Source organism: Cohaesibacter haloalkalitolerans (genome assembly GCF_003574655.1).
Lineage (GTDB): Bacteria > Pseudomonadota > Alphaproteobacteria > Rhizobiales > Cohaesibacteraceae > Cohaesibacter > Cohaesibacter haloalkalitolerans.
This window is the reverse complement of sequence record NZ_QNUM01000004.1, coordinates 201,674-227,609: the sequence shown is the minus strand read 5'-3', so window position 1 is coordinate 227,609 and position 25,936 is coordinate 201,674. Positions and strand designations below refer to the sequence as shown.

Annotated in this window: 26 protein-coding genes; 10 read left to right on the top strand and 16 right to left on the bottom strand. The window is 56.5% G+C overall.

The features are described from left to right. Positions 1 to 17: 17 nt before the first annotated feature. The 4 genes from DSL70_RS11700 to DSL70_RS11685 form a co-directional block, all read right to left on the bottom strand. Entirely contained in the window at positions 18 to 1,229 is a 1,212-nt protein-coding gene (locus tag DSL70_RS11700) for an MFS transporter (protein WP_205563240.1), read from the bottom strand. A 128-nt stretch (positions 1,230 to 1,357) separates the two neighbouring features. After that, positions 1,358 to 2,473 carry a YcjF family protein gene (locus DSL70_RS11695; protein ID WP_119308110.1) on the bottom strand — a complete coding sequence of 372 codons (1,116 nt, stop codon included), beginning with the start codon at positions 2,471 to 2,473 and terminating at the stop codon, positions 1,358 to 1,360. Continuing rightward, positions 2,470 to 4,026 carry a YcjX family GTP-binding protein gene (locus DSL70_RS11690; RefSeq protein ID WP_119308109.1) on the bottom strand — a complete coding sequence of 519 codons (1,557 nt, stop codon included), beginning with the start codon at positions 4,024 to 4,026 and terminating at the stop codon, positions 2,470 to 2,472. The genes DSL70_RS11695 and DSL70_RS11690 overlap by 4 nt, the downstream gene beginning before the upstream one ends. Positions 4,027 to 4,178: 152 nt before the next feature. After that, positions 4,179 to 4,748, bottom strand: a complete 570-nt coding sequence (locus DSL70_RS11685) for a SixA phosphatase family protein (RefSeq protein ID WP_119308108.1) — start codon at positions 4,746 to 4,748, stop codon at positions 4,179 to 4,181. Between the two features lie 533 nt (positions 4,749 to 5,281). Here DSL70_RS11685 and DSL70_RS11680 point away from each other — a divergent pair. The 3 genes from DSL70_RS11680 (at position 5,282) to DSL70_RS11670 (ending at position 10,119) form a co-directional block, all read left to right on the top strand. After that, the gene (locus tag DSL70_RS11680; protein ID WP_119308107.1) at positions 5,282 to 6,664 is read left to right on the top strand and encodes a flagellar hook protein FlgE; all 1,383 of its coding nucleotides are present in this window, start codon (positions 5,282 to 5,284) and stop codon (positions 6,662 to 6,664) included. A gap of 61 nt (positions 6,665 to 6,725) precedes the next feature. Next, positions 6,726 to 8,585: a flagellar hook-associated protein FlgK gene (flgK, locus tag DSL70_RS11675; protein WP_119308106.1), complete on the top strand. Its 1,860-nt coding sequence runs from the start codon at positions 6,726 to 6,728 to the stop codon at positions 8,583 to 8,585. Between the two features lie 34 nt (positions 8,586 to 8,619). Beyond that, positions 8,620 to 10,119: a hypothetical protein gene (locus tag DSL70_RS11670; protein ID WP_119308105.1), complete on the top strand. Its 1,500-nt coding sequence runs from the start codon at positions 8,620 to 8,622 to the stop codon at positions 10,117 to 10,119. A 207-nt stretch (positions 10,120 to 10,326) separates the two neighbouring features. Here the strand turns inward: DSL70_RS11670 and flaF are convergent, their stop codons facing one another. The 5 genes from flaF to DSL70_RS11645 all read right to left on the bottom strand — a co-directional run bounded on the left by flaF (position 10,327) and on the right by DSL70_RS11645 (position 15,385). Beyond that, entirely contained in the window at positions 10,327 to 10,695 is a 369-nt protein-coding gene (gene flaF / locus DSL70_RS11665) for a flagellar biosynthesis regulator FlaF (protein ID WP_119308104.1), read from the bottom strand. After that, on the bottom strand, positions 10,673 to 11,071 hold the full coding sequence (flbT, locus tag DSL70_RS11660) for a flagellar biosynthesis repressor FlbT (RefSeq protein ID WP_119308103.1): 399 nt from the start codon (positions 11,069 to 11,071) through the stop codon (positions 10,673 to 10,675). Before flbT ends, flaF begins: the two co-directional genes overlap by 23 nt. A gap of 260 nt (positions 11,072 to 11,331) precedes the next feature. Continuing rightward, the gene (locus tag DSL70_RS11655; protein ID WP_119308102.1) at positions 11,332 to 12,762 is read right to left on the bottom strand and encodes a flagellin N-terminal helical domain-containing protein; all 1,431 of its coding nucleotides are present in this window, start codon (positions 12,760 to 12,762) and stop codon (positions 11,332 to 11,334) included. A gap of 285 nt (positions 12,763 to 13,047) precedes the next feature. After that, complete coding sequence (locus tag DSL70_RS11650) at positions 13,048 to 14,472, bottom strand: flagellin N-terminal helical domain-containing protein (RefSeq protein WP_119308101.1); 1,425 nt, start codon at positions 14,470 to 14,472, stop codon at positions 13,048 to 13,050. A gap of 520 nt (positions 14,473 to 14,992) precedes the next feature. Next, the gene (locus DSL70_RS11645; RefSeq protein WP_162916618.1) at positions 14,993 to 15,385 is read right to left on the bottom strand and encodes a hypothetical protein; all 393 of its coding nucleotides are present in this window, start codon (positions 15,383 to 15,385) and stop codon (positions 14,993 to 14,995) included. An 80-nt stretch (positions 15,386 to 15,465) separates the two neighbouring features. Between DSL70_RS11645 and DSL70_RS22250 the strand changes: the two genes are divergently transcribed. Then, positions 15,466 to 15,708 carry a hypothetical protein gene (locus DSL70_RS22250; RefSeq protein WP_162916616.1) on the top strand — a complete coding sequence of 81 codons (243 nt, stop codon included), beginning with the start codon at positions 15,466 to 15,468 and terminating at the stop codon, positions 15,706 to 15,708. Positions 15,709 to 15,734: 26 nt separating this feature from the next. Here the strand turns inward: DSL70_RS22250 and DSL70_RS11640 are convergent, their stop codons facing one another. The 3 genes from DSL70_RS11640 to DSL70_RS11630 are packed head-to-tail and all read right to left on the bottom strand — an operon-like array spanning position 15,735 to position 17,654. After that, the gene (locus DSL70_RS11640; protein ID WP_119308099.1) at positions 15,735 to 16,241 is read right to left on the bottom strand and encodes a hypothetical protein; all 507 of its coding nucleotides are present in this window, start codon (positions 16,239 to 16,241) and stop codon (positions 15,735 to 15,737) included. A gap of 1 nt (position 16,242) precedes the next feature. Next, a complete protein-coding gene (locus DSL70_RS11635) occupies positions 16,243 to 16,545 on the bottom strand; it encodes a rod-binding protein (RefSeq protein WP_119308098.1) in 303 nt (100 codons plus the stop codon). Further along, positions 16,545 to 17,654 (bottom strand): flagellar basal body P-ring protein FlgI, encoded by a 1,110-nt coding sequence (locus tag DSL70_RS11630; protein WP_119308367.1) that lies wholly within the window; start codon positions 17,652 to 17,654, stop codon positions 16,545 to 16,547. Before DSL70_RS11630 ends, DSL70_RS11635 begins: the two co-directional genes overlap by 1 nt. Positions 17,655 to 17,995: 341 nt before the next feature. Between DSL70_RS11630 and DSL70_RS11625 the strand changes: the two genes are divergently transcribed. Then, positions 17,996 to 18,424 (top strand): flagellar assembly protein FliX, encoded by a 429-nt coding sequence (locus DSL70_RS11625; RefSeq protein ID WP_119308097.1) that lies wholly within the window; start codon positions 17,996 to 17,998, stop codon positions 18,422 to 18,424. Between the two features lie 146 nt (positions 18,425 to 18,570). Then, positions 18,571 to 18,987, top strand: a complete 417-nt coding sequence (gene dksA, locus DSL70_RS11620; protein WP_119308096.1) for an RNA polymerase-binding protein DksA — start codon at positions 18,571 to 18,573, stop codon at positions 18,985 to 18,987. Positions 18,988 to 19,222: 235 nt separating this feature from the next. Here dksA and flgH read toward each other — a convergent pair whose 3' ends face one another. The 4 genes from flgH to flgF are packed head-to-tail and all read right to left on the bottom strand — an operon-like array spanning position 19,223 to position 22,571. After that, the gene (gene flgH / locus DSL70_RS11615; protein WP_425359358.1) at positions 19,223 to 19,966 is read right to left on the bottom strand and encodes a flagellar basal body L-ring protein FlgH; all 744 of its coding nucleotides are present in this window, start codon (positions 19,964 to 19,966) and stop codon (positions 19,223 to 19,225) included. Positions 19,967 to 19,968: 2 nt separating this feature from the next. Continuing rightward, positions 19,969 to 21,009 carry a flagellar basal body P-ring formation chaperone FlgA gene (gene flgA / locus DSL70_RS11610; protein WP_119308094.1) on the bottom strand — a complete coding sequence of 347 codons (1,041 nt, stop codon included), beginning with the start codon at positions 21,007 to 21,009 and terminating at the stop codon, positions 19,969 to 19,971. A gap of 10 nt (positions 21,010 to 21,019) precedes the next feature. Next, positions 21,020 to 21,805, bottom strand: a complete 786-nt coding sequence (gene flgG / locus DSL70_RS11605) for a flagellar basal-body rod protein FlgG (protein ID WP_119308093.1) — start codon at positions 21,803 to 21,805, stop codon at positions 21,020 to 21,022. A 25-nt stretch (positions 21,806 to 21,830) separates the two neighbouring features. Continuing rightward, positions 21,831 to 22,571 (bottom strand): flagellar basal-body rod protein FlgF, encoded by a 741-nt coding sequence (gene flgF, locus DSL70_RS11600; protein WP_119308092.1) that lies wholly within the window; start codon positions 22,569 to 22,571, stop codon positions 21,831 to 21,833. Between the two features lie 291 nt (positions 22,572 to 22,862). Between flgF and DSL70_RS11595 the strand changes: the two genes are divergently transcribed. The 4 genes from DSL70_RS11595 to DSL70_RS11580 are packed head-to-tail and all read left to right on the top strand — an operon-like array spanning position 22,863 to position 25,852. Next, positions 22,863 to 23,357 (top strand): flagellar basal body-associated FliL family protein, encoded by a 495-nt coding sequence (locus DSL70_RS11595; protein ID WP_119308091.1) that lies wholly within the window; start codon positions 22,863 to 22,865, stop codon positions 23,355 to 23,357. A gap of 20 nt (positions 23,358 to 23,377) precedes the next feature. Then, the gene (fliM, locus tag DSL70_RS11590) at positions 23,378 to 24,541 is read left to right on the top strand and encodes a flagellar motor switch protein FliM (RefSeq protein WP_119308090.1); all 1,164 of its coding nucleotides are present in this window, start codon (positions 23,378 to 23,380) and stop codon (positions 24,539 to 24,541) included. Between the two features lies 1 nt (position 24,542). Next, positions 24,543 to 25,118 carry a DUF6468 domain-containing protein gene (locus DSL70_RS11585; RefSeq protein WP_205563239.1) on the top strand — a complete coding sequence of 192 codons (576 nt, stop codon included), beginning with the start codon at positions 24,543 to 24,545 and terminating at the stop codon, positions 25,116 to 25,118. After that, on the top strand, positions 25,115 to 25,852 hold the full coding sequence (locus DSL70_RS11580; protein ID WP_119308088.1) for a MotE family protein: 738 nt from the start codon (positions 25,115 to 25,117) through the stop codon (positions 25,850 to 25,852). Before DSL70_RS11585 ends, DSL70_RS11580 begins: the two co-directional genes overlap by 4 nt. Positions 25,853 to 25,936 lie beyond the last annotated feature (84 nt).

The window sequence follows — 25,936 nt, the reverse complement described above, 5'->3', positions numbered from 1 at the left end:
GGGTTCCGGTGCCGGTTCTATTCGGCTGCCGGTTGAGGGGCGGAAGGAGCCTTGCCAACCCATTCATGACCTTCTTCCGGGTGTCTTGGCACAAAGCGCGAGAGGATGAAGGAGATGATTGCCATGCCCGAGCCCAGCAGGAACACGGCCGACGGGTTGATCAGCCAGATGAGGCCGAAGGAGGCCGGAATGACAATGGCGGCAATGTGGTTGATGGTAAAGGCCACGCCTGCCGTCGGGGCAATGTCTGCCGGGTCGGCGATCTTCTGGAAATAGGTTTTCATGGCGATTGCCATGGCAAAGAAGGCATTGTCAGCGACGTAGAGCGCTGCGGCCATCCAGGGGCTGGAGACAAAGGCATAGGCCGTGAAGATAACGAACAGGCCGACATATTCGATGCCCAGCATCCTGCGCTCGCCAAAATGGCCGATGAACTTGCCAATCTGCGGGGCAAAAGCCATGTTGAAGAAGCAGTTGATGAAGAACAGTGCCGCGATTTCATCGACGCGATAACCGAATTTCTCGACCATCATGAAGCCGGCAAAGACCGTGAAGATCTGGCGGCGGGCACCGCCCATGAAAGTGAGCGCGTAATAGAGCCAATAGCGTTTGCGGAGCACCAGCTTCTTGCGCTGTGGGTTGGGGGCCTCGAACTGGGGGAAGAGGAACCACAGCACGAGGATGACAACGATGGTCATCGAACCGCCGATCAGGAATACCGTCTCATAGGACAGGTGCAGCGTCTTCCAGGTCAGGAAGATGACGCCATAGGCGATCAGCTGTGCGGTTGCCGCGACCGACAGGATGCGTCCCATCATCGCCGGAGCCTTGTCCTTTGGCAGCCATTGCAGCGACAGCGACTGGTTTGCCGTCTCATAATAATGGAAGCCGACAGACATGATGATGGTGGAGAAATAGAGGCCATAGATCGAGGGCAGGAAGCCCGTCATGGCAACGCCGATGCCCAGCAGGGCAAGCGCCACGAAGGCCATGGTCTGTTCCCGCATCACCAGCAGCACGAAGATCGACGTGAAGGCCAGAAAGCCCGGAATTTCGCGGATCGACTGCTGAATGCCGATTTCCCGTCCGGTGAAGCCGACCTCGGTGATGGCAAAATTGTTCAGCAGATTGTTCCAGCTGGCAAAGCCGAGCTGGTTTGCCGCCGCCATCAGCATAAGCAGAACGAAGGGGGTGCGCCAGGAGCTGGCAGATACGGCAGGGGCTTTCATGGCTGGGCCTTTTTGACAAGGAACGCGGAGAGGCCTGATATCTAGCAGCTCCGTGTCGTTGGCGTCAAATAAAGAAAATTGATTGGCGGCTCCGGTGCCTCTTATGGTTGGTGGCGTGCTGTGCCCTGCTATTTCCCTTCTGTGCCGGATGGGTTGGTGGTTTCCTGCTTTTCCATCTCCTCGGAGGTGGCGCGAAGGGTCTTGATGACGGCTCCCAGTTGCGGCTGGGCTTCGGTCCTGAAGGGCATCGGCCGACAGAGGGCGATGGTCGTCAGGCCAATGCGCGCGGTGAGAATGCCGTTGAGCAGGCCCTCGCCGAGTTTGGCCGAGAGGCGGGCGGCAAGGCCGTGACCGACGATCTGTTGCAACAGGCTTTCACCGGCAGCCATGCCGCCTGTTACGGCCAGATGGCTTGCGATGTGACCGGTCAGACGCAGCATGGCGACAAAGCCGGGGCGGTTGCCGTAGCTCTCGGCGATGAAGCGGACCATCCGCACGGTCTCCACCAGAACGACGATGACGTCGAACAGGGCGCGTGGGCTGAGGGCCGTGACGACGGCCACCCGCTTGGCGGCCTGATGCACTCTGTGGGTCACCAGCCGGTCGATCGGTGGCATCAGGATCTGTTCGGTCTGGGCGAGAATATCCTCCCTGTCGAAGAGGTGCGGCAGGTCCTGTTTGAGGGTCTGTCGCGCGCGGAACAGGGAGGGCTGTTCCTGATAGAGTGCAAGCAGATCATTGGCGATCTTCATGGCGTCCTTGCGGTCGCCGTCCTCATATATCGCCTCAACTTCCGCGCGAAGGTGGTCGAGGCGGGCAAGGCGTCGCAGGGCCAGCAGCTCGCGGCCGATGAAGAAAAGAAGCGACAGAATGGCGATGGCAACGAGGGCCAGACCAGCCCAGCCGAGATAGTCCCAGCGGGCAAACAGATCGCGTATCAGGGTGTCGAGCCAAAGCCCGATGGCAAGGGAAACGATGCCGGACAGGGCGCTCCAGAACAACACGGAGAGGGACCAGCCACGTTTGCGCACCGGCTTGTAGCGTGGTTCGCTCTCGGCATTCACCTTGTCGAAATAGTCTTCACTGTCCGGGGTGAAATCCCGCGAGATGGAAAGCGTCGCACCTGTGTCCGGGGCCGGGCGGGCGATGTCGTCGCCATAGGCACCGCGGTCCACTTTTACCGCGCGCGGGGCGCGGCTGTGATGGTTGGTCTTGTCCTGGCCGGTGGCATTGTCCTTGGTCATTTCAGAATGTCTCCCAGCAGATAGTCAAGGGCCCTGTCCAGCCGGATGTGGGGCAGCGAGCGGGCAACGCCGTTGGCGTCCTTGTCGAGTTCGGGCGGTCGGAAGCGGACAAAGCAGAGCGGGTCTTCGAACAGGGACTGTTGTTGAGATTTTGAGTCAACGCGGGGAGGATCTTGTTCAAGTGTTGAATCCGCTTTTGTGGTGTAAGTGGCTTCAGAAACTGATTCAAGATGTTTGAAAACTGATTCAGGGTTCTTTGGTAAGTCGCCGGGAAATAATGCAAATTCCGTTTCTCCATCGAATTCATCCTCTCCCAGAGATTCACCTTTCATCGGAATGCCGATCAGCGAAGGCAATTCCTCGCCCTCAACGGTCAGCGTGGCCTCGCGGGTGGCTCGGACTGCGGCAATGGCCATGGTCTCATAGTCGGCGCCGGAGGCTTCCACCCGCTTGGCGGCACGCTCGACAAGGCGACTGAGGATGTGTTCCAGGCGGTCGTGCGAAGTGTGGTGCAGATGGTCTACCTTGGTTGCGGCAAAGAGGATTTTGTCGATGCGACGGGAGACCAGATTGCGCAGCCAGAAGTGCGAACCGGGACGGAAGGCGCGCAGGATTTCGGTGATGGTGTCTTCCAGCTCGGCCAATGTCTCGGGCCCTTCGTTGAGGGCGGCAAGCAGGTCGATGAGGACAATCTGTCGGTCGAGGCGGGCGAAGTGATCGCGATAGAATGGCTGCACGATCGAGCTCTTGTAGGCCTCGAAGCGGCGCTCCATCATGGCCCACAGGCTCTTCCTGTCCTTGCTGTAAAGACTGTCCGGCAGAGGGGCGAAGGTAAGTGCCGGACTGTCCTGCAAGTCGCCGGGCATCAGGAAGCGTCCCGGCGTCAGAAGCGCATAGGCGCCGCGCGCCTGTTTGGCCTTCAGGAGATACGCGGTAAAGTTGCTGGCTGTCTGACGGGCGATGGTTTCAAGCAGTGGCTCGTCGCCGCGTTCCTCTTCCTCGACCATGGCGCCGATGCCGTCGGAGAAGTGGATCCACTCCTTCGAATAGGGGCGGTAGAGCGGCTGGCTGGCCTGTCGGAACGAGCGCTCGGACCAGCTCCGGAAGCTGTGGTCCATCAGGGTGAGGTCGAGCAGCCACTCACCGGGATAGTCGACAATGTCGAGGGCCAGGCGATCGGAGCGGAAGGTCCGCTTGAGGGTGTCCCGCGACTGGTATCTCAGTGACAGGCGCACCTGACTGGTGCGGCTGGTCGAGGAGGGCCAGACCCGATGGTTGGTGAGATCGGCGATGTGATCCTCATAGCGAAAGCGAGGGGTGAGATTGTCCGGCTGCGGGCTGATCTCGGCGGAACCGATGCGGCCCGTCGCGTGGGCCTCGAAACGAGGCAGGCGGCCGCCGTGAATGATGTTGTGCAGGCTCGAGGAGATGAAGATGGTCTTGCCTGCCCGGGCGAGCCCCGTGACGCCCAGCCGGATGGAGGGCTCGGTCATGTCACTCGCGAAATCGGCGAGGTTGGCCGTGGCAATGCGAATCTCTTCCAGGACTTTCATCGTTCCGCCTCTCAGGAGCCATTGTGTGTGCCTGCCGGGTACGGGGCGTCACATTTGCTCTTCTAGCATGTAGGCGACGGAACGCAGGATTGCAATCAGGGTTGGCCCAATTGGCGGGTGACGGAAGGGCGCAGGCCTTTCTTGGTGTTCTGTCAGCGACGGAAGAAGGTGGGGGCTGGATTCTCCACGATCAGCTCTTCTTCGCTGCTATCGATGTCTCTGGGTTTGATGAAGTCAACCAGATGGCCGGAGCCCTTGGTGATGGCATGCCAGTCGGGAATGTTGAATTCCAGCACGGCGAGGGCTGCTGTTGGGTATTTGACCCGCATCTGCATGATGAGGTCCGGATCACCGGACCCGGCCAGTTCGACGGCAATATTCTGCAGTCCGACATTGTGGCCCACGATCATCAGGTTCCGGCTGTCTTTGGCGTGCTTTCTGAGGATTGCCAGATAGTCGGGTGAATTGCCCTCATAGAGTGCGTCCAGAAGCCTCAGGCTCACATCGCCCTTGAGACTTGGGATGATGCCTGCCATGGTCTCCTTGGTTCGCTGGGCGGAAGAGCAGAGAATACGGTCGGGATTGTAGTGGCGCGCCTTCATGACGCAGCCGATCTTTGGCGCGTCTTTCTGGCCGCGCCTGCTCAGCGGGCGATCGAAGTCATGCAGAGAAGGGTCCGACCAGGATGATTTCGCGTGTCGCAGCAGAAAAAGCTTCAGCATCGTATTTCCGTCTCCTGTTGTCGTCTTCGTGAAGGAAGGCCAGCCCCAAGCTTCTGCGGTGTCCCTTTTGCGCGGGGCGGGCGTCCGGCACTGGCAAGGGCAGGGTGAAGCGCCCTGATCTTGGTCCGTTTTCTTGTGGGCTGTCAACTTCGCCGGGGCGGAGGCCCTTTTTGCAAAGGATGGCTCAGTCGTCCGGCAACGCTTTATGAGCGCAAGAAGGCAACATTTTCATGACAGCCGGCTGGGGTCTGGCCATTTCTTCGCGCTTTTGGCGGGTCGGAGAAGTGCGGTCAGGGGGCGCGCGATCAGGTGCGGAGGAAGAACAGGGCGTGATCCCATCTTGCCGGGTTGGTTGAACCACCATTGCAATTTTTTCCGATGCACAGCCGTTGTGGGAAAGAAATTGCCTACTTAACAAAGGGTTAACAAAGGTAAGTGTCTGAATTTATAAAAATATTTCTGAATGTTAAAACTGGCCTGCTTTTTGCAAAGTCGGTGGTAATCTGATTTGTATCTGGTCAAAGGGATGTACCATGAGTCTTTATTCAGCACTTACAACTTCTGTAGCCGGCATGGGTGCGCAGTCTACTGCAATGCAGAATATTTCTGGCAACATCGCCAATACGTCGACGAACGGTTTCAAGCGCGTTGACACTGCGTTTGTGGATCTGGTCAGCAACTACAGCGCCGACAAGAGCAAGCAAACGTCAGGCTCGGTGCTTTCCAGTTCGCGACAGACCAACACTGTGGCGGGGTCGGTTGATTCCTCGCAGACCACCACGCACATGTCGATCAGCGGTGATGGCTATTTTGTTGTCTACGAGAAGATCGGCGAGATCGATGGCAAGCCGATTTTTGATGGTACGCCGCTCTACACCCGCCGCGGCGACTTCACACAGGATCAGGACGGCTACTTCGTCAACGAAGCCGGTTATTATCTGGCTGTGATCGAGCTTGATGATGCAACGGGCAACCCGGTAAGCTCTGTGCCGCAGCCAACCACCTTCCAGGAAGGTTTCATGGCAGCTGAAGCTACCACGACCCTGACCTACAATGGCAACCTGCCTGCCGTTCCTTCCACTTCTGACGCGACCGGCTCTCTGCTCACCGGTGCTGTTGGTTATACCTCCAACCCGACCACTGCCGGTGCCGGTGTGGTTCAGGCGCAGGATGAGACCCAATTCCTCAGCCAGACGATTTCCGGTGGCTCGATCACGGCCTATGTTGCCAATGGTGAGAATGCCAGTGTGCAGCTGCGGTGGGGCAAGATCGCAGATGGTAACCCGTCGGCAGTGCCGCCAACCGAAGACACCTGGAACCTGTTCTACAAGTCTGACTCTTCCGCTACCGGTGCGGCCACCAAATGGACCAACGTCGGTCAGGATTACACCTTCGATACGACCGGCAAGATGACGTCGCCGCTCACCAACGTAACGGTTCCTGCGATGACGATTGATGGTGTGTCGCTCGGCAATATCATTCTGGATCACGGCGGCAACGGCGATGGCATCACGGCCTATGCAACGCAGACCGGTACTGCCAACATGAACCTGTCGCAGGATGGCGCCGCCGCCGGTGAACAGACCAGTATCTCCATCGACAACAACGGCTATATCGTTGCCAACTATGCCAACGGCAAGTCGAGCAACATGGCGCAGGTTATTCTGGCGTCGTTCGATGGCGACAACTATCTGGCCCGTGCCAGTGGTGGAGCGTTTCGGGCGACCGAGGATTCCGGTCTTGCCATTCTCGGGGCTACAGGCTCTATTCGTGGTTCATCTCTGGAATCATCGAACGTCGATATCGCGGACGAATTCTCGAAAATGATCATCTCGCAACAGGCTTACACGGCCAATACCCGCGTCCTGTCTACGGCCCGGGACATGCTGTCTGAAGTCATGCAGATCATTCGGTAGGTTTTTTGATCAGCTCCGGCTCTCCCTGCCTGTTGGCAGGGAGCGGAGTGGAGGGTAACTGATGGCATTGACGAGTGCATTGTCGATTGCAACATCTGGTTTGAAGGCGACGAACCGCGATCTTGAGGTCGCTTCGTCCAACATTGCCAATGCCAACACGCCTGGATACACCAAGAAGGTTTCCAGCCGTGAAGACATGGTTCTGAACGGGCAGGTTACCAGCGTTGTCCAGACCGATGTGCAGCGGACGCTTGATCTCGTCGCCCAGAAACAGTTCTGGACCGAGACCGGCGCCACCAGCTATTCCAAGACGATCAATGACTATTTGACCCAGGTTGACGCGATGTTCGGTCAACCTGGCGACGCCAATGCGCTTGATGCTCTGGTCAACGAGTTTGCAACCTCCTTGCAGGCGCTCGAGACGAGCCCGGACGATTCCACCACGCGGCTTCAGGTGCTCAATGACGCATCGGTGCTGACGCGGGCCATGAATGATGCCTCCGAAACCATACAGGCTCTGCGGCAGGATGCCGAGTTCGCCCTTGAGGATGCCGTCCAGAGTGCCAATGACATCCTGCAGAATATCCAGAAGCTTGATCAGCAGATACAGGAAGTCTCCCTGACATCTGGCGGGTCTGCGGCAGGGCTGATGGATCAGCGCGACGCCTTTGTGACGCAGCTTGCCGAGCTGATGCCGGTGCGGGTGACCCAGCGGGACAACAACTCCATCCAGATTTCGACCACCGGCGGTCTCACGCTTTATGACGCTGAGGCCGTGCAACTTGATTTCACGGCCTACGGCACTGTTGGGCCCTATACGGAATGGGACAGTCAGTCGAATGACAACCAGCTTGGCTCGGTCTATCTGAAGTCAAACACCGGTGAGCTGACCGATATCACCCTTTCCGGGGGGCTGGGCGGTAGCCGGATCGGGGCGCTTCTGGAACTGCGTGATGATCTGCTGGTCGAGGCGCAGGCGCAGCTGGACAGCCTGGCCGATGGCCTGGCCGATGCCTTCGGCAAGTTCGATATCGAGGGCAGCGCCGTCACTGTCGGGGCGCAGGATGGCTTTGATCTTGACCTCACGGATTTACAGTCGGGTGACGAGTTTACCTTCACCTATCAGGATGTGGGGACGGGCGAGACCAATACGGTAACCTTTGTACGGGTCGACTCGGCAACCTCCTTGCCACTTGGTGATGATGTCACTGCGCGTAATGATGACACCGTCGTCGGTATCGACTTCTCGGGTGGCATGGCCAGTGTGGCTGCGCAGGTGCAGACCGCATTGGGTGGAGCCTTCACGGTCAGCAACCCGGCAGGCAATGATCTGCGGATTCTGGATGACGGAGCGGCCAACACGGTGGCCATCCAGTCGTTTGATGGGCGAGCCACTGCAACGGGTCTGCAGCAGACAGCAGGGGCGCTGCCATTCTTCGTTGATGCCGGTGCCGGACCGGATATCTATTCGGGCAGCGTCGACGGGCAGGTCCAGCAGACCGGTTTTTCAGGACGTATCGCGGTCAATCAGGCGCTGTTCAATGATCCCACCCTCCTGGTGCGGCACAGTGCCAGCACCGGGATTGCCGACCAGACGCGCCCCTCGGAGCTGCTCGCAGCCCTGACGGACACCAAGCTGACTTTCTCCTATCAGGATGGCGGGGCGCCCGTCAGCATGACGGTTGATGAATTTGCCCGGCAGGTGATCTCCTATCAGTCGCAACAGGCCGAAACGGCGCAGATCCGCTATGACGGCCAGCAGATTGTCATGAACAATGTGCTGTCGCGCTTTGAGGAGTCGGCCAGCGTGGATGTTGACGAGGAGCTGGCGCGGCTGCTTGAGCTTCAGACGGCCTATTCTGCCAACGCGCGTGTCATGACCGCGGTCAAGGAAATGATGGATGCCCTGATGCGGGTGTAACCGCTGAGGACTGACTGGAAATGGAAACGACATCATGATCGGTACACTGAACGGATACTCATCCTCTGTGATGATGAATGTGCTGAAGAACAATTCCAGCCTGATGCAGGATCTGACCATCCAGCTCAGCACGGGCAAGAAGTCCCAGACCTATGGTGGCCTTGGTCGTGATGTCGGTCTGACGCTCGATCTGCGCAGCCAGATCGGTGCCATTTCTGGCTATCAGACCAATATCGAGCAGGCCCAGCTACAGATCAACATGATGAATGTAGCGCTGGAGCGGATTGTCGACATGGGGGCGGACGTCAGCGGCTCGGCCACTGGCACCCAGTATGACATCACCTCGAACAACCAGTCGGTGGCACAGGCAACCTCTGGCACGCTGGTCAGGGAAATGATCGGGCTGCTGAATACGGAAGTGGATGGTGACTTCGTCTTTTCCGGCACCACGACGGATGTCGTTCCGGCTGCCAGCTATGACCGCATCGTCTATGGCTATGGCGGTGAGGATGGCCTTCTGACGGTGACCGACGAGCGCATCCGGGCCGATGCCGGTGCCGATGGGCTGGGGCGGCTTGACCTGACGGCTGCGGGGCCGACCTTCACGATTGCCGAGCAGGCGACGGACTTCGGCTACAAGCTGAGCGCCGTGACCAGCACACTGAGCAATGTGACGGTCAACGGACCAGCTGGCAGTCCAGCCGGGATCGATGTGACTGTGACCGGGACGCCGGAACCCGGGCAGGTGCTCAGTTTCACCTTTGATATGCCGGATGGCTCCATCGAAATCATCAAGCTCACCGGGCAGGATGGCCCCACCGATGCCTCCGAGGGGCAGTTTTCGATAAACGGGGCTCCCGATGTGGTCGCTGCATCCATTCGCGATGTGCTGGCCTTTCAACTGGGTAAGAATGTCGCCACGGAAGGGGAGGCGGCATCCCGCATTCAGGCTTCGCTCGATTTCTTCATGACATCAAACGACGGAGAGCCGAAGCGGGTGGTTGGAACACCGGAGACGGCAACCACACTGGATACGGCAACGGCGGCAGGCAAGCCGACGCTCAACTGGTATGCAGGAGACAATTCTACGGTCAAGTCGCGCGATACGGCGACGGTGATGATCGATAACCGCCTGAGCGTTTCCTATGGTGCCCGGGCAAACGAGGACAGTATTGCCAGACAGCTGGCCTATATGACGGCCTTTTCGCTGCCGACCTATGAGCAGAACAGCGATACCGACAAGGCCCGTTATACTCACTTTGCCGATGCTGTTTCTGCCGGCCTTGCCAGTGTCAATCAGGGTGATGTGGTCAAGACGACCCTCACCGAAATCGGTGTCGCCAGCAAGGCGATGAAGGATGCCAATTCTCGTCACATCACATCCAAGAGCATGTTGCAGACGACATTGTCGGAAAAGGAAGGCATCAACAGAGAAGAGGTGGCGGCCAAGATCATGACGATCAAGACGACAATCGAGGCTTCCTATCAGGCTGCTTCCATGATGTATAACCTCTCGCTCACCAACTTTATCTAGCAACCGGGTTGGCGCTGGCGCCTGTGGCATTAACCATTGCAAGAAAAAAGCAGCCCTTGAGGCTGCTTTTTTTGTGGCGGGTGCAGAGTTGGAGGGGCGGGGGAAGCAGGGGCAATGACGGGGCAACAAAAAAGCGCCAGTCCTGTTCGGGTGGCGCTTGTCGTGGTGTTCGTCTTCAGATCTGCGAGGGGATCACGTCCCGTCCGCTTACCCGTCGGCGCGGAGGCCCTCTGCGATATTCCGGTTGATGTTGATCAGGCTGTCAACGGACGCCTTGTCCGGTTCGGTCATGATGCGCAGGGTGTGGTTGAATGTGAAGATACCGAGGTTGACCAGATTCTGGCGCAATTCTTTCGGCATTTCATGGGTTTCGCTCATAAGCTCACCGACGAAGAGTGTCCATATCTTGCGATTGAACGTCAACGCCTCATCCAGCTGCTCGCGTGTACACTCGGGGGACTTGGTCCGCTGCAATTTGGCTGCTGCCTTGATCAACAAGGCTGCTTCGCGTTCCCTGGGCGACCCTGCGTGGGAGCTGGCGTCCTGATAAGCTCTAGCCGCTGAATGATTGTACATTCCGAAGTAACTCCTCTTCGAACCTTATGAGAGCCTTTGCTTCTTTTAATGCAGGATAAAAGGAACTGGTTAAAATTTTGTTATTTATGCTGTCAATCAGCGTTAATGAGCTGGGGGCGGCGTGTAAAAATTCATTTACCAAAGTGAAGTACATGTCCTTGTGTCCCGCTATATCTTGCGCGAGATACATGAGTTGTATGCACAGATAGATTCTTTTTGCCGGACTATTTGCAGTTTCAGACGTCAGGATGTCTTTTTCACGTAAAATAGGTGCTTTCCCGTCAACAAAGAAGCGTGTGCGATGATCGCCATTGGTAATAACGCTATTCCCAATAATAATTCGCTCGCCTGGACGTAGTTCTATTTTAAGAGACATATTTATTCCTCTATTCACGTAAGCGAATTTCTGCTTCTGACAGACATTTTTGACAAGGACGATGATCGGCGCATTGTATTAACGAACTGATGCGAGATGTTCCTGTCCTATAAATCGTGATGTGAAACTCCACTTGGTGGCCATTGCTTTAAAGCAATCCGATTGTCTTGGGAAGGTCAAATAGAAGGGAAAATGCGCCCGCAAATACGAAGAAAGGCGGAGTATTTCCCCGCCTTTCCTTATGTTTCTGTAAGCTTCTACTAGGCGCGGAGGAAGCTGGTAACAGCCTGGTCGGCCTGAGATGCCAGCGACAGAGCCGTGGTAGACAGGGTCTGACGGGTCTGCAGGGCCAACATGTTGGCGCCTTCTTCGTTGGAGTCTGCCAGAACAAGGTTGTCAGCACCGGTCTGAAGGGTGTTGATCATTTCCTTGGTGTAGTCCTTGCGGATCTGCACGGTGGACAGGTTGGAGCCGAAGGTGCCAGCCTGCTTGCGCAGGGTGACCAGTGCGTCGGCCAGAGCGTCGAGTTTGAGGTTGGATTCCTCGGTGCTCAGGGACGAAGCTTCGGTCAGGGCCAGACCGGACGCGGTCATGTCAGCCGACTCGATCACCAGTTCAGACTTGTTTTCGTCGCGATGCTCGTTGAAGGACACCGTCAGGTCATTGGTCGAACCGTTGATCAGGTTGATGCCGTTGTAGCTAGCGTCGTTGGCCAGTTCGTCGATCTGCTGCAGGATTTCGTTATACTGGGTGACCAGTGCACTGTTGTCTGCGTCCGCATCGCCGGCCTGGTTGACGATGGTCAGGGTGTCGACGTCGCCAGCCGCAGCACCGTCTGCCCAGGTTACAGCCGTTTCGCCTGCGTCAACATAGTCGCCGTCAGCAGGAGAACTGAGGTCTACTGAAGCCGAGCCGCCGAAGCCGAAGGCTGCCGCGATAGAAGTGCCGGTTGCGCCATCCTGTGTGGTACCAGCGGCGGCGTCAGCGTCAGTGATCGTCAGACTGAGATTCTGGTTGCCGTTGACCTGAAGATCGAGGCGGCCGTCTTCCGTGATCGATGCGGTGGCAACGCCGGAAGCGTTGATGTCATCAACCAGATCGGAGATGGTGTAGTTGTCGCCAGTGGTGCCGTCACCGTTCGCATCGTTCAACGCCTTGCCGGTAGCGGCAAAATGCGCATCAAGGTCGAACGTCTTGGTTACGCCGTTTTCTGACGTGGAGGTGATGACGAAGTTGGAGTCGGCTGCGCCGCCAGCGCCGACGCCCGTCATGCCAAGAGCGCTTAGGGTCTGGGACTCGACGCGATCTTTGGTGGTGGTGCCGGTGGTGCCGGTGGTGTCGATGTTGGAGCTGCTCTGGATGTGGGTAGCAGACGCATTGTTGTTGTTGGACTGCGCCTGACGTACGGTTGCCTGAGCGCTTTCCACCAGATCGGTAATAGCCGTGATGCCGTTGTCGGCAGCCTCGATTGTCTTGATCGAGTTGGAAATGCCATCCAGCAGATTGCTCAGATCGTTTGCACGAGCAGAGAGACTTTCAGAGGTAAAGAAGTTGGTTGGGTTGTCCAACGCGGAGTTGACTTTTTTACCAGTTGCCAAGCGGTTCTGCGTGGTAGCCATCATGTCGGCAGTTTTCTGCAGGGACAGGAGGTTTGAGCGCACGCCGGCGGAGAGAGTGATATCCGAAGACATTTGGTTACCTTTCTGGGTACTCGCATACAGATATTGTTATTAGCCTCCTTCTGAGGCTTGATCTGATGGTCGCGCTTAAACCCTAATTTAAGGTTAACCAGTCCTTTCGTATTAACCTAAACAAAGTGTTACGTTTCTGTTTTGACAGAAAAGCTGCTTTTCTATGTCATTTCAGAAACTTGGAAATGTGCGGAAACTTAATTTTGAGTTTACTGATGGGCTCGAAAAGTTAAAAAAAACGGGGCCGAATGGCCCCGTTTCCAATGACTGATTTTGTGCTGTCTATTAGCGCAGGAAGCTGAGCACTGCCTGGTCTGCCTGGGAAGCCAGGGACAGGGCGGTGGTGGACAGCGACTGGCGCGTCTGCAGGGCCAGCATGTTGGCGCCTTCCTCGTTGGTGTCGGCCAGAACGAGCTGGTCTGCACCGGTCTGAAGGGTATTCATCATGTTCTTGGTGAACTCTTCGCGGATCGTAACCGTGTTGAGGTTGGAACCGAAGGAAGAAGCCTGGCTGCGCAGGGTCGTCAGGGCTTCGGACAGAGAGTCCAGCTTCAGGCTGGCTTCGTCCGAGCTCAACGAGGAAGCATCCGTCAGGGACAGACCGCTGGAGCTCAAGTCGGCAGACGCGATGGTCAGTTCGGACTTGTTGTCGTCGCGGTATTCGTTGAAGGCTACGGTCAGGTCGTTGCCGGTGCCGTTGATCAGGTTGATACCGTTGAAGCTGGCGTCACGAGCCAATTCATCGATCTGATCCATGATCGAGTTGAACTGGGAAACCAGCTCGGAGTTGTCGGCATCGGTGGAACCAGCCTGGTTTACGATGGTCAGGGTGTCAACGTCGCCCGCTGCTGCACCGTCTGCCCATGTTACGGCCGTTTCGCCAGCGTCGACATAGTCACCGTCAGCTGGAGAGCTGAGGTCTTCAGAGGCCGATGCCGCAAAGCCGAAGGCTGCTGCGATTGAGGTACCGGTTGCGCCGTCCTGCGTGGTGTTATCGGTGGCGTCCTGGTCGGTGATGGTCAGAGACAGCTGAGAATTGCCGCTGGCTTTCAGGTCAAGGCGACCGTCGTCGGTGATGGAAGCGGTGGCAACGCCGGAAGCGTTGATGTCGTCAACCAGATCCGAGATGGTGTAGTTGTCGCCGGTGGTTCCGTCGCCGTTGGCGTCGTTCAGGGCCTTGCCGGTTGCTGCAAAGTGAGCGTCAAGGTCGAACGTGCTGGTGACACCATTTTCCGAAGTGGATGTGATGACCAGGTTGGAGTCTGCTGCGCCGCCATTGCCGACGCCGGTCATGCCAAGAGCGGTCAGGGTCTGCGATTCTACGCGGGCCTTGGTGGTTGCTCCGGTAGTGCCGGTGGTGTCGATGTTGGAGTCGCTCTGGATGTTCGTGCCAGCAGCATCAGAGTTGGCGGACTGAGCCTGCTTAACCGTGGACTGAGCACTTTCGATCAGGTCGGTGATAGCCTTGATGCCGTTATCGGCAGCTTCAAGAACCTTGGTGGCGTTACCGATGGAGTCCATCAGATTGTTCAACTCACCAGCGCGAGCATTCAGGCCTTTGGAAGTGAAGAAGTTGGATGGGTTGTCCAGCGCGGAGTTGACTGCCTTGCCGGTAGCGAGGCGGTTCTGCGTGGAAGCCATCATGTCTGCGGTGTTCTGCAGAGAGAGCAAGTTGGCGCGTACGCCGGCGGAGAGAGTGATATCTGACATTTCCCCATAACCTTTCTGGTTAGTACTCGTCGTCCTTCTTGGACTATGACCGTTCGTGGTCAGGGGCAGAATGCATTTGAATTGAGAATCATTAGTAAAATTATATGGTTAACGGTTGTCAGGGTTAATGGCGGGTTAGCGTTGCAGCGTTATGGTTACCAAAGAGTAGAAAACTCCAAGTGCAACGCTGAATCGTCAATTTTGCCAATTGTTTGATGTTTTGCTTTCTGCTGACAAAAATTAACAGAGGGTTAAACCAATTGCCGGATATCATGGCATCTGGTCAGCAGAAGCTCGCCAAACCTGAGCGATATCTTCCCCCAGTCAATAAAATTTTTAAAAAAGTTGAGGGTGAGCGGTAATATGCACAAGCATTAATGCCGTCTTTTGATTGTTTTTATTTTAATTTCTCAACCTGAAGGTGCTGCAAGGGTGCTGCATGGGATAAGCGTCGCCGCAAAACCACATGGCTGCGATGGAGCAGCCAGACGGATGAGCAGTCCGAAGGGGGGGGGACCGTCTAGATGTTGACTTCGAAATGGGGCAGGTCGTCGTCTTTTTTGTCGCTGACGGGGGCCGTCTGATAGGCCCGCAACTGGGCCAGCCCGTCTGCCAGCTTTTCTTCCTGCTGAAGATCATCTATGGAGGTGGTCAGTTCGGAGAGATCGTCCTGGGACAACAGCTGGCGGTTCTTGCGACGGCCCTGCCGCTCGTCCTTGTCCTTGTGGCCTGCCTTCTCTTCATCCGGATCGATGGCTTCATAGCCGGTGTTGCCGTGCTTGAACTCGACATGCTGATCACGCATGGCATTCTCTACGGCTTCTTCGCTCTCGCTGCCGGGGGTGGTTCGCTTCGCCGCGGTCTTGCCTCTCACGGTGGCGGGCGGCTGCATTTTCTGCACGGATAAATCCATCGGTCGCCTCTAAGTCAACAAACTGCTGAACGAGAAAAGTATAGCCTAATATTCGGCGCTTGTCATACTGGAAGACTTTCTTGTCGAGAATTGAAGTTAAGTTTCTGAAAATTATAACTATCAAAGAGGGCTTGAAACGGGCATCGCATAAGAGACCTGTTGCAGTAAAACGGATTGGCAATACTGGTGATTCGGAAAAACGACGTGGTTTTGGTTTGGGCGATGGTGTCCAAATGGTTACGAAAGAGAATAGGTTTGGCTGCTTTATGTCTTGCAATAGAAAAGGAGCGATCCATGAGGACCGCTCCTTTGCAAAAGCTTGAAGTCGCAAGCAGTATAAAGGCTCAGATCATGACTTTGTATCGATTGAGATGCCCTGTTTCTGATTGGCCTTGACCGGAGCCTGCCCGGCGCGGCCGTAGGTTTTCGCCTTGGCGCCTTTCTGGATCTGCTCGTTGATGTCGCTCACCAGCTCGGATGACACTTCGCGGGCGGTGGCGATGACGGCCAGATTGGCCTGCAGGGTGTTCTGGAACATCTGATGGCGACGGGCCAGCTGTTCTGCATCCTGTGGCGCCAGCTGCTTGACGATGGAGGCGTTGGCGGCAATCGCCTTCTGTAACAGCATATATTGAATGGAAAGCTGGTTCTTGGCTTCGACCAGATCAAGGGCCTGCTTCAGTTCGCCCTTGCGCAGCAGCTCCGTTTCTTCGATCAGGATAGAGTCCAGTGCATCCATGATCTGCTCGATGGCGCCCAGCAGACGCTGCACATCCTCGGCACCACCAATCGGCGTCTTGGCAAGCGCGGCGGCCTGGGTGACAGGATTCTGGCTGCTGTTCTGGGAGTCTGTCATCTTATTGTTCCACTTCCTGTGCGCTGAGCAATTCACGCATTACGGAGTCCGCAATGCCGATGCCGCCGGATTTTGTTATTTCGTCTGCGTAGGTCTCGGTGAGGAGGCTGCGATAGGTGTTCTGGGCGTAGGAGTCTCCGAATTCATCCTGTCCGGTTCCTTCGAACATGCCGGATAGCATTTGGGAGAGAAACACGCTCTCGAATTGCTGGGCTGCCTGACGGGCCTGTTCTTCCTTGCTCAGGTTGGACTGGATGCCCTTGTTCTGGGCGATGGAGAAGGGGACGGAGTTGACGGTGGTCATTACATCACCTCGATTTCTGCCTGAAGGGCACCCGCGGCCTTGATGGCCTGAAGAATGGAAATCATGTCTCGCGGACCGACACCCAGAGCATTGAGCCCGGAAACAAGATCACGCAGGGGTACGCTGCCTTCCAGCATGGCCAGCTTCTTTTCTGCTCCGGTCTGGACGCCGACATTCGAGCGAGGAACGACAGCGGTTTGTCCGCGAGCGAGCGGGTTGGGCTGGCTGACCTGTGGGCTCTCGCTGACGGTCACTGTCAGGTTGCCCTGTGCAATGGCGACGGTGCTGACCCGGACGTCCTGGCCCATGACGATGATGCCGGTGGTTTCGTCAATGACGATCTTGGCTGGCAGATCCGGCTCGACGTTGAGCTGTTCGATGTCAGTGATCAGGTCAACGATGTTGCCATTGAAATTGTGTGGCAGGGTCAGGCGAACGCCGGTCGGGTTTAGCGGTTCGGCAACCGGCTGGCCGATCAGGTCGTTGATGGTCTGGGCGATGCGGCGGGCGGTGGTCAGGTCCGGGTTGCGCAACGAAAGGCGCAGGGTGGTCATGCTGGCAAGCTGGAAGGTCAGCTCGCGCTCGATCAGGGCCCCGTTGGCAATGCGCCCGGAGGTCGGAACGCCCTGGGTGACGGTTGCAGCATCGCCCTGAGCCGTGAAGCCGCCGATGGCGATCGGTCCTTGCGCAATGGCGTAGGTCTCACCGTCGGCGCCCATCAGGGGGGTTACCATCAGAGTGCCGCCCTGCAGGCTCTTGGCATCGCCAAGCGCGCTAATGGTCGCATCGATCCGCGAGCCCTGAACCGAGAAGGGCGGCAGGGTTGCCGTGACGATGACGGCGGCCACATTCTTGGTATTGAGGTTGGTGCCGGTGATGTTGACGCCCATTCTTTCCAACATCGCCTGCAAGCTCTGTTTGGTGAATGGCGCGCCATTCAGCGAGTCGCCGGTACCGTTAAGGCCGACGACGAGGCCGTAGCCGATCAACTGGTTGTCGCGAATGCCTTCGAAGTCAACAATATCCTTGATGCGGGATGCGCTCATTGCCGAAGACGTGGCGATGATAAGGGCTGCGCAGACCATCAGGATACGGGTAAGGAGTGACATTTCCGAAAAACCTTCTTGATGCAGGCTGTTGACGCGTTGAATTTTCAAATTGCAAGACCTGTTGCATAGCCAATTGCAAGGTGCGTGCCAGACTCCGAGCTTCGCCGTTTTCCGCCGTCTTTGCCGAAATTCCGGGATTCTTAAATCGATCCTGGAATGTTTCTCAATTGGCTTGCATTGGGAGGGGTGCAAAATTTGCCGGGTAGGTTAACGCTTCGTTAACCAATTGGGTTAATCTTTTCCTAAGACGCAGGACTGGAGACACCAGACTGGCGCGACTTCGGGATCTTCCGCTGTGCCATGATGATGGTTTGACGGGTCAGACAAGACGGGATGTTGAAATGCGAGTACAGGGTGGATCGGGAAGCAAGCAGGTTTCCAAGTCAGGGACGTCGGGTGCTTCGAGGACATCATCAAGCAGTTTCTCCGTTCCGGAAGAAACGCAAGGCGCCTCGCGGTCCCAGCAGACAGTTCAGAGTGGGGCTGTTCAGGACGTTTCGGCGCTGATTGCCCTGCAGTCGGTGGATGATGCCTTGCACGGCAAGAAAAGAAAAGCCGTACGCAAAGGTAACAAGATGCTGGATCTACTTGAAGAAATCAGGATGGGTATTCTCTGTGGTACCTTGTCCATTTCGGTGTTGCGGCAACTGGAACGACTTTCTACGGAATCGGAAGCCAGTGGCGACGAGCGAATCGATGCACTTCTTGAGGAAATCTCCCTGAGGGCTCAGGTTGAAGTCGCAAAACTGGAAGCACTTCATAAAAACTGAGTATCCGTTGCTCATTTAAGATCGTTTATATGGAATATCGCACGCAAATTAATCTCTTTATACTTTTTTTATAAAGAGTAGTTGTGCGTCAGTCTTGCACCCTCTATATAACGGTCGTCTTTTCCAGGGAACTAAGGGGTAAGCCCATGTCGATCGAGATAGATGATGACTATCGTCCTTCGGACAGTGAGCCCTTCATGAACGAACGGCAAATTGAATATTTTCGTCTCAAACTGCAAAAGTGGAAAGACGAAATTCTGAAAGAAAGCCGTGAGACTTTGCAGCATCTTCAGGATGAGAGCTCCAACCATCCTGATCTGGTGGATAGAGCCTCTTCGGAAACCGACCGGGCGATCGAATTGCGCGCACGTGACCGGCAGCGAAAACTGATATCCAAAATCGATGCAGCTTTGAAGCGGATTGAGGACGGATCCTACGGCTATTGTGAAGATACCGGGGAACCAATTTCACTGAAACGCCTTGATGCCAGACCGACTGCCACTCTTTCCATTGAGGCGCAGGAACGTCACGAGCGGAGAGAAAAAGTCTACCGGGATGAATAAGGCTCAAAGGTTTGCCTCTTTCTGAAACGGTTACATATTTTTGAGTTTGCTATTAGAAGGCGCGGATCCTGGAGAGAGATCCGCGCCTTTTATTTGTGATCAAGCCAAAATTTGGGAGCATGGCGTGATCACGGATCGGGAGGCCAGATTGGGAGCGGACCTCGCCGATGCCAGATCCAGTGGTTCGGGATCTGGTGGGGAGCATGGGAGTGACGGGCCGGGGCCCGCCGCACGGTTAGAATGGCAGGATGATATCCATGACTTGCTGGCCATAACGGGCCTGCTGAACATCGGAGAGCTGACCGCGGCCGCCATAGGCGATGCGGGCTTCGGCAATCTTTTCCGATTCAATGGTGTTGTTCGACGCGATGTCTTCTGGCCGGACGATACCGGCGACCAGAATTTCCCGCACTTCGAAGTTGACGCGGATTTCCTGTCGTCCCTCGATGACCAGATTGCCGTTCGGCAGAACCTGCAGCACGACGGCGGCGACGGATGTGGTGATGGTTTCAGACCGGTCGATGGCGCCGGTGCCCGTGGATGATGAACTTGAGGAGGCATCGGCCAGCGAGGAGGCGTCAATTTTTCCCAGCCCTGCGAGCGCACTGGTGAGCGCATTGCCGACCGAGCCATTCATTCCAACGCTGTCGCTGCCGCTACGGCTGCGTGAGGTCGAGTTGTCGATCTTGGCGCTATCGGTGATGCTGACCTGAACCGTCAAGATGTCGCCGACCTTGTTGGCGCGCTGATCCTTGAAGAATTTGCGTGACCCGGTCTGCCACAGGGAGTTGGGGCTGTAGGCTGCGGCTTCTACTGTTGGCATTGGCATCTGTACCGGGCGATAGCCCTTCTGGGAGGTCGGGTTGTCGATTGCCGACAGGGCCGGGGCCTTGCCGATATTCTTGAGGCGTTCGCCCGCGCCGCAGGCGCTCAGAGCGGACGCCATCAGGCAGATTGAGATTAGATGGATCGTTTTCATAGTCATTGGGCTCCGAGCGAGGCGACGTTCTGGTTCGGTGTGACGATTTCCAGCAGGCCTTGGCCTATGATTTGAGCGCGAATGATGCGGTTCGTCTGGGCGTTCTGAACGGGAATGACGTCGCCCTTGGTGCCGTCGGAAAGGGCCTTGCCCATGATCGACAGGTTAAGGTTGCCGGCATTGAACATGATGGTGACCGTGTCGGAACGCTTGACCATGTCCGGTTCGGTGAAAAAGGCCGCGCTGGCGATGGTTCCCGGACGCAGAGACTGCTTGACTGCCTTGCCGACAACATCGGCAAGATCTGCCGGATTGCTGGCTTCGGCGCGCTGGCGGGCCATCGGTGTCATGGTGATGTCATTTTCCGAGACGACCTCGCCGCGGCGGATGGTGCGGGAGACAACCGGAACCATAACCGTTTCGACGGCGCGACCGTTGAGATGTACGATGCCGAGGTCTTCGCGACCATAGATGGTCAGGTTGGCAACGAAGCGACCACTGGCGCGGTCAAAACGCAGGTTCCGGACTTCGAATGGGGTGAACCCTCCGACGGCAGCGTGCTGATCGGTGATGTGGCTGCTTAGTTCGACATCAACCTGCGCCGTTGCGGACACATAGCCCTTGGCTTTGAGCTGGGCCGCGACTGAGCCCAGAATGTCGGCTTCGGTGACGAGTTCGGAAGCCCGTGCCACGTTGACCATTGAGATGTTGTTGGCCGTCACCTTGCTGAGGCCAGCGCGCAGGGCTGCCTCAAGGACGAGATCTGCCTTGATGCTACCGCTCTGTCCCAGCGACGGTGAGCGGAACACGGCCGTGCCAGCATGTGAGCCGGCGTTGATGAACAGGTCACCCAGTGTGACAAGCTGGTTTTCAACGGTGATGTTGGCCTTGAGAATGGCCGTATCGGTATCAATGGTGATGGCAAAGGCTGTCTGGCTGCCGGAAAGGGCGGCTGAGAAGCCTAGGATGGCCAGACAGGCGGCTCTTGCGATCCGTCCCAGAGCTGCCGGACGTTTTGCCATATCGAGAAATGCACGTTTCATCTTATGGGGCCTAGCTTAGCTGAGAGGTTGCAGACAACATGTCGTCGGCGGCCTGAATGACGCGGGAATTCATTTCATAGGCGCGCTGGGCGGCAATCAGGTCGGAAATCTCGGTGACCGAGTTGACGTTGGCGCTTTCCAGATATTTCTGCAGCAGATTGCCGTAGCCCTCATCGTTCGGCACGGCTACCTGCGGTGCGCCGCTGGCTTCGGTTTCAAGGAACAGGTTGTCGCCCATCGGCTCAAGGCCTGCCTTGTTGATGAAGCGGGCCAGAGTGAACTGTCCGATGGTGTTGGTCGTGGTGCTGTTGCTCTGGGTGACCTGAACCTCGCCATCGCTGCTGATGGTGATGTCTTTGGTGTCGTCAGGGAAGGTGATCCCCGGAAGGACTTCATAACCGTCAATGGTCACCAGTCGGCCAGCGCTGTCCATTTCAAAGGAGCCGTCACGGGTGTAGGCTGTGCGGCCATCCGGCAAGGAAATCTGGAAATAGCCTTCGCCACGAATGGCGACATCCAGATCTTTCTGGGTGTTCTCAAGATCGCCCTGCGACATGACGCGGGAGGTTGCGGCAAGACGGACACCCGAGCCGATCTGGACGCCGACGGGAACCTGTGTTCCCTGGGCCGAGGTGCTGGAGCCGGCGCGGCGCAGGTCCTGATAGAGCAGGTCCTGAAACTCGGCGCGCTGCTTCTTGTAACCGGTGGTCCGCATGTTGGCGATGTTGTTCGACGTGACTTCGACGTTGTGTTCCTGCGCCATCATGCCGGTCGATGCGATGTGGAGTGCTCTCATTTTCGATCTCCTGTTCTATTCAGCGTCAGGCATTCAATCTGCCGAGTTTGTCGATTGCGGTTTCCCGAAGGTCATTGGTGGCCTTCAGTGCATTGGCAAGGGAGCCGTAGGCGCGGGAGACTTCGATCATGCGAGAGATTTCGATAACACCATGAACATTCGATTGCTCGATGTGGCCACCCAGAAGGTTGGGAGTCTCGACCGGTGTCGGGTTTTCGCCGATGAAGAGCGAGGTGCCCTCTTTCTTGAGAGCTTGCAGGTTGTCAAAGGTTACGACCCGCAGGCGTCCGACCTCGCCCCTGTCGGAGGTGATCAGGCCATCGCGGGTTATGTTGATATTGGTGTCTTCCGGCGTGAAGGTGATCGGGCCGTCTGCGCCCATGACCTCGTATCCGTCGGTGGTGACCATTCGACCCTGATTGTTGATTTCGAACTCGCCGTTGCGGGTGTAACGTTCACCGTTCTGCGTGTTGATGACCATGAAGGATGTTCTGTCGTTGATCGCGACATTGACTGGATTGCCCGTGTTGACAATCGAGCCGGGCTCGAACTGCTTCACGATCACGTCATCCTGCACATAGGACAGCTTCTTGTCGGATGCGCGGAAATCGTCCATTTCTGCGACCGGCATGATGTATTCCTTGAACAACAGGTTGTCGGACTTGTAGCCCGCCGTGTTGATGTTCGCCAGATTGTTGGCGATGACATCCATCTTGCGCCGCAGAACCATCTGCCGCGTCAGACCTATGAGTTGTAGGTTCTCCATAAGCGTTAACCACTTTGCTCCCAAATGATGCGCATCTCTGCTCCCCAGCGTGATGCGTTCAGATTGTGTTAAGCATGAAGTGTGCCAAAATGCGAACCATATATATTTCAATGGTTTGATGATATATGTTGGCGGCGAAGGCAAAGGATTCAGGGTTTAAAAATGCCCAGTGGGAAAAAGTTGCCGATCTGGTCGTGTCCAAAATTTGGAAAGGTTTTGTTAACCTTTTCTGCGCTATTTATTAAGGGTTATTAACCATGGTTGATGAATCGTTATCAGGTTGGATCCTCGATGTCGGACGAAGTTGAAAATGACGAAAAAGAAGGTGGATCTGGTGGCAGCAGGAAAAAGCTGATCATCATGATCGCCCTTGCTCTGGCGCTGGTTGCCGGCATCGGTGGGGGCGTCTATTTTTTTATGTCTTCTTCTTCCAGCAGTGTGGTTGAACCTGAAAATGACCCTAACGCCGAGCCTGAGAGCAAGGCCTATTTCTATGACTTGCCAGAGATGACGGTCAATCTGAACTCACAGAACCGCCGGGCGCAGTATCTTCGCCTCAAGGTTTCACTGGAGTTGCTCAGTCAGGAGCAGGCGCAGAAGATCGAACCGTTCATGCCGCGGGTTCTGGATGCCTTCCAGGTCTATCTCAGGGAATTGAGGACGAGGGATCTTGAAGGGTCAGCTGGGCTGTTTCGGCTGAAGCGGGAGCTTCTGAAGCGGATCAATGATGCAATCTATCCGGTCAAGGTAAATGACATTCTGTTCAAGGAAATCCTCATTCAGTAGGACTTTCGATAGGGCTTCAAATGGCGGACGATGACGACAGTGTAGACCTGATGGCCGATTGGGGCGCTGCTCTGGAAGAGCAGGGTGCTGGTAGTGCCGATGAGATGGCTGCGCAATGGGCGGCGATGATCGATGAGCCGATGGACGGGGAAGATGGCTCCTCGCGCGGCGCTGATCGGGTGCTCAATCAGGAAGAGATCGACAATCTGCTCGGCTTTAGCCTTGATGATGGCTTTGCCGGTGAGCGCAGCGGTGTGCGCGCGCTGATCGACTCGGCTATTGTCTCCTATGAACGTCTGCCGATGCTGGAAATCGTCTTCGACCGTCTGGTCCGCATGACGACCACCAGCCTGCGCAATTTTACCTCTGACAACGTCGAAGTGTCTCTGGACTCGATTACCTCCATTCGGTTTGGCGACTATCTCAACTCCATTCCTCTGCCTGCCATCCTGACGGTGTTCAAGGCGGAGGAGTGGGACAACCTGGGTCTGATCACGGTCGATTCCAGCCTGATCTATTCCATCATCGACGTGTTGCTCGGAGGGGGGCGCGGGACCTCGGCCATCCGCGTTGAGGGGCGTCCCTACACGACCATTGAGCTCAACCTTGTGCGCCAGATGATCGAGATTGTTCTGGAAGATGCGGAGGCCGCCTTTGCGCCTCTGTCTCCAGTCAACTTCACGCTGGAGCGTCTGGAAACAAATCCGCGCTTTGCGGCCATTTCCCGGCCTGCCAATGCGGCAATCTTGGTTGAATTGCGCATTGATATGGAAGACCGGGGTGGCAAGATCGAAATGCTGCTACCCTATGCTACAATCGAGCCGATTCGAGATCTTCTTCTGCAGATGTTCATGGGCGAAAAATTCGGTCGTGATCCCATCTGGGAAGGACATCTGGCGACGGAAGTGTTCCTCTCGGAGATCCAGGTCGATGCCCTTCTGTTCGAGAAGAAGATGTCGCTCAGCGAAATCATGAAACTCGATGTTGGTCAGACCCTGATGCTGGAGAGCGGGCCGAATGACCCTGTTCGTCTGAAATGCGGTGGGGTCTATCTGACCAAGGGAATCATGGGGCAGCACAATGGGAATATCTCCGTACAGGTCACCAACAAGTTGGCCAAACCAAAAATGACGCTAACCGCGTTTGAGAAAGCCGCTCAGGGCGCATCAGGGAAGGGTGAGTAGAATGTCTGCTGGAATGATGATTGAATTGTTTGTCGCCTTTTTGCTCGTTCTGACGATCGGCTACTGCATGACGCTGAACCGTCGCTTGAAGCGCCTGCGCAATGACGAAGAAGCCCTGCGCGCCACCATTGCCGAGCTGATTACTGCAACCGAGATCGCCGAGCGGGCCATCCTTGGCCTCAAGGCCACCGCAGGAGACTGCGACAAGAACCTCGCTCATCGCCTGATGGAAGCGGAGCGGCTGGCCTCGGAACTGCAGTATTATGTCTCGCAAGGAGAGGGGGTCGTGGGCCGGTTGGTCAAGATTTCCGATGCCGTGCGCGGTGGTGCCGTGGCTGTGGAGCAGCCGCAACTGGCCGCTCGCCCGGCTCTTGCCCAGGATAACGGATACACCCGCGTCAATACGGCCGGATACAGCCGGGGTGTTTCTGCGCATACCCATTATGAAACTCTTGAAAGGGAAGCTGCTGCTCCACTCGTTGAAGCCATTGAAGCGCCTCGCAGTCTCAAGGATGCTGCTGCTGCTACCTCCGAGCGTCTGATGGCCATTCGGCAGAAGAGAGGTGTCGCGGCATGACACAGGTTCGTCTGCTTCCAACCGTTCTGATTGCCGTGGTTGGATTGCTGTGCATCAAGGTGGCCCATCTGGTCGTCTACAGTGATTTTGCCGGTGGCTCGACAACACCAGCCCAAGCGCAGGAAGCCCCTGCTGCGACTCCTGCCAACGGGGCTGGGGCCGAGGCTGGTTCTGCCGATGGCGCGCAAGCGCCCGCCGACACCGCTGCTGACCCAGCTGCGCCGTCTCTTGGTGACGAGCCGCCAGCTTTTGTCGATGGCATGAAGGTTGATCCGACGCAGGGGTCCCGATCCGAACTGGCCATTCTCGAACGCCTCGCCAATCGCCGCAAGGAACTGGACGACCGGGCAAAGAGCATCGAGATGCGCGAGGCGCTGCTGAAAGCGGCCGAGAAGCGACTGCAGCAGCGGGTGGACGAATTGAAATCCATAGAGCAGTCGATCGAACTGGCGACCAAGAAGCGTACTGAGGAACAGCAACAGGACGTCAACCGTCTGGTCGCCATGTATTCATCGATGAAGTCCAAGCAGGCAGCCCAGATCTTCGAAGTGATGGATCAGGATATTCTGCTCGATATCGTCAAGTCGATGAAATCCCGCAAGCTCGCTGCGATCATGGGCGAAATGAAAGCTGAGTCTGCCAGTGCTCTGAGCGCGGCAATTGCCAACAGCAACTCGCTTCAGCAGACCATGCAGTCGAATTCGTCTGATCAACTGCCACAAATTGGCAATTGATCCATTTGAATGTTGGATTCGGGCCGTGTTTAGCGGGTTTGGTAATTCACGAGAAAGCATTTTCATCTAGTCTGGCTACCATGA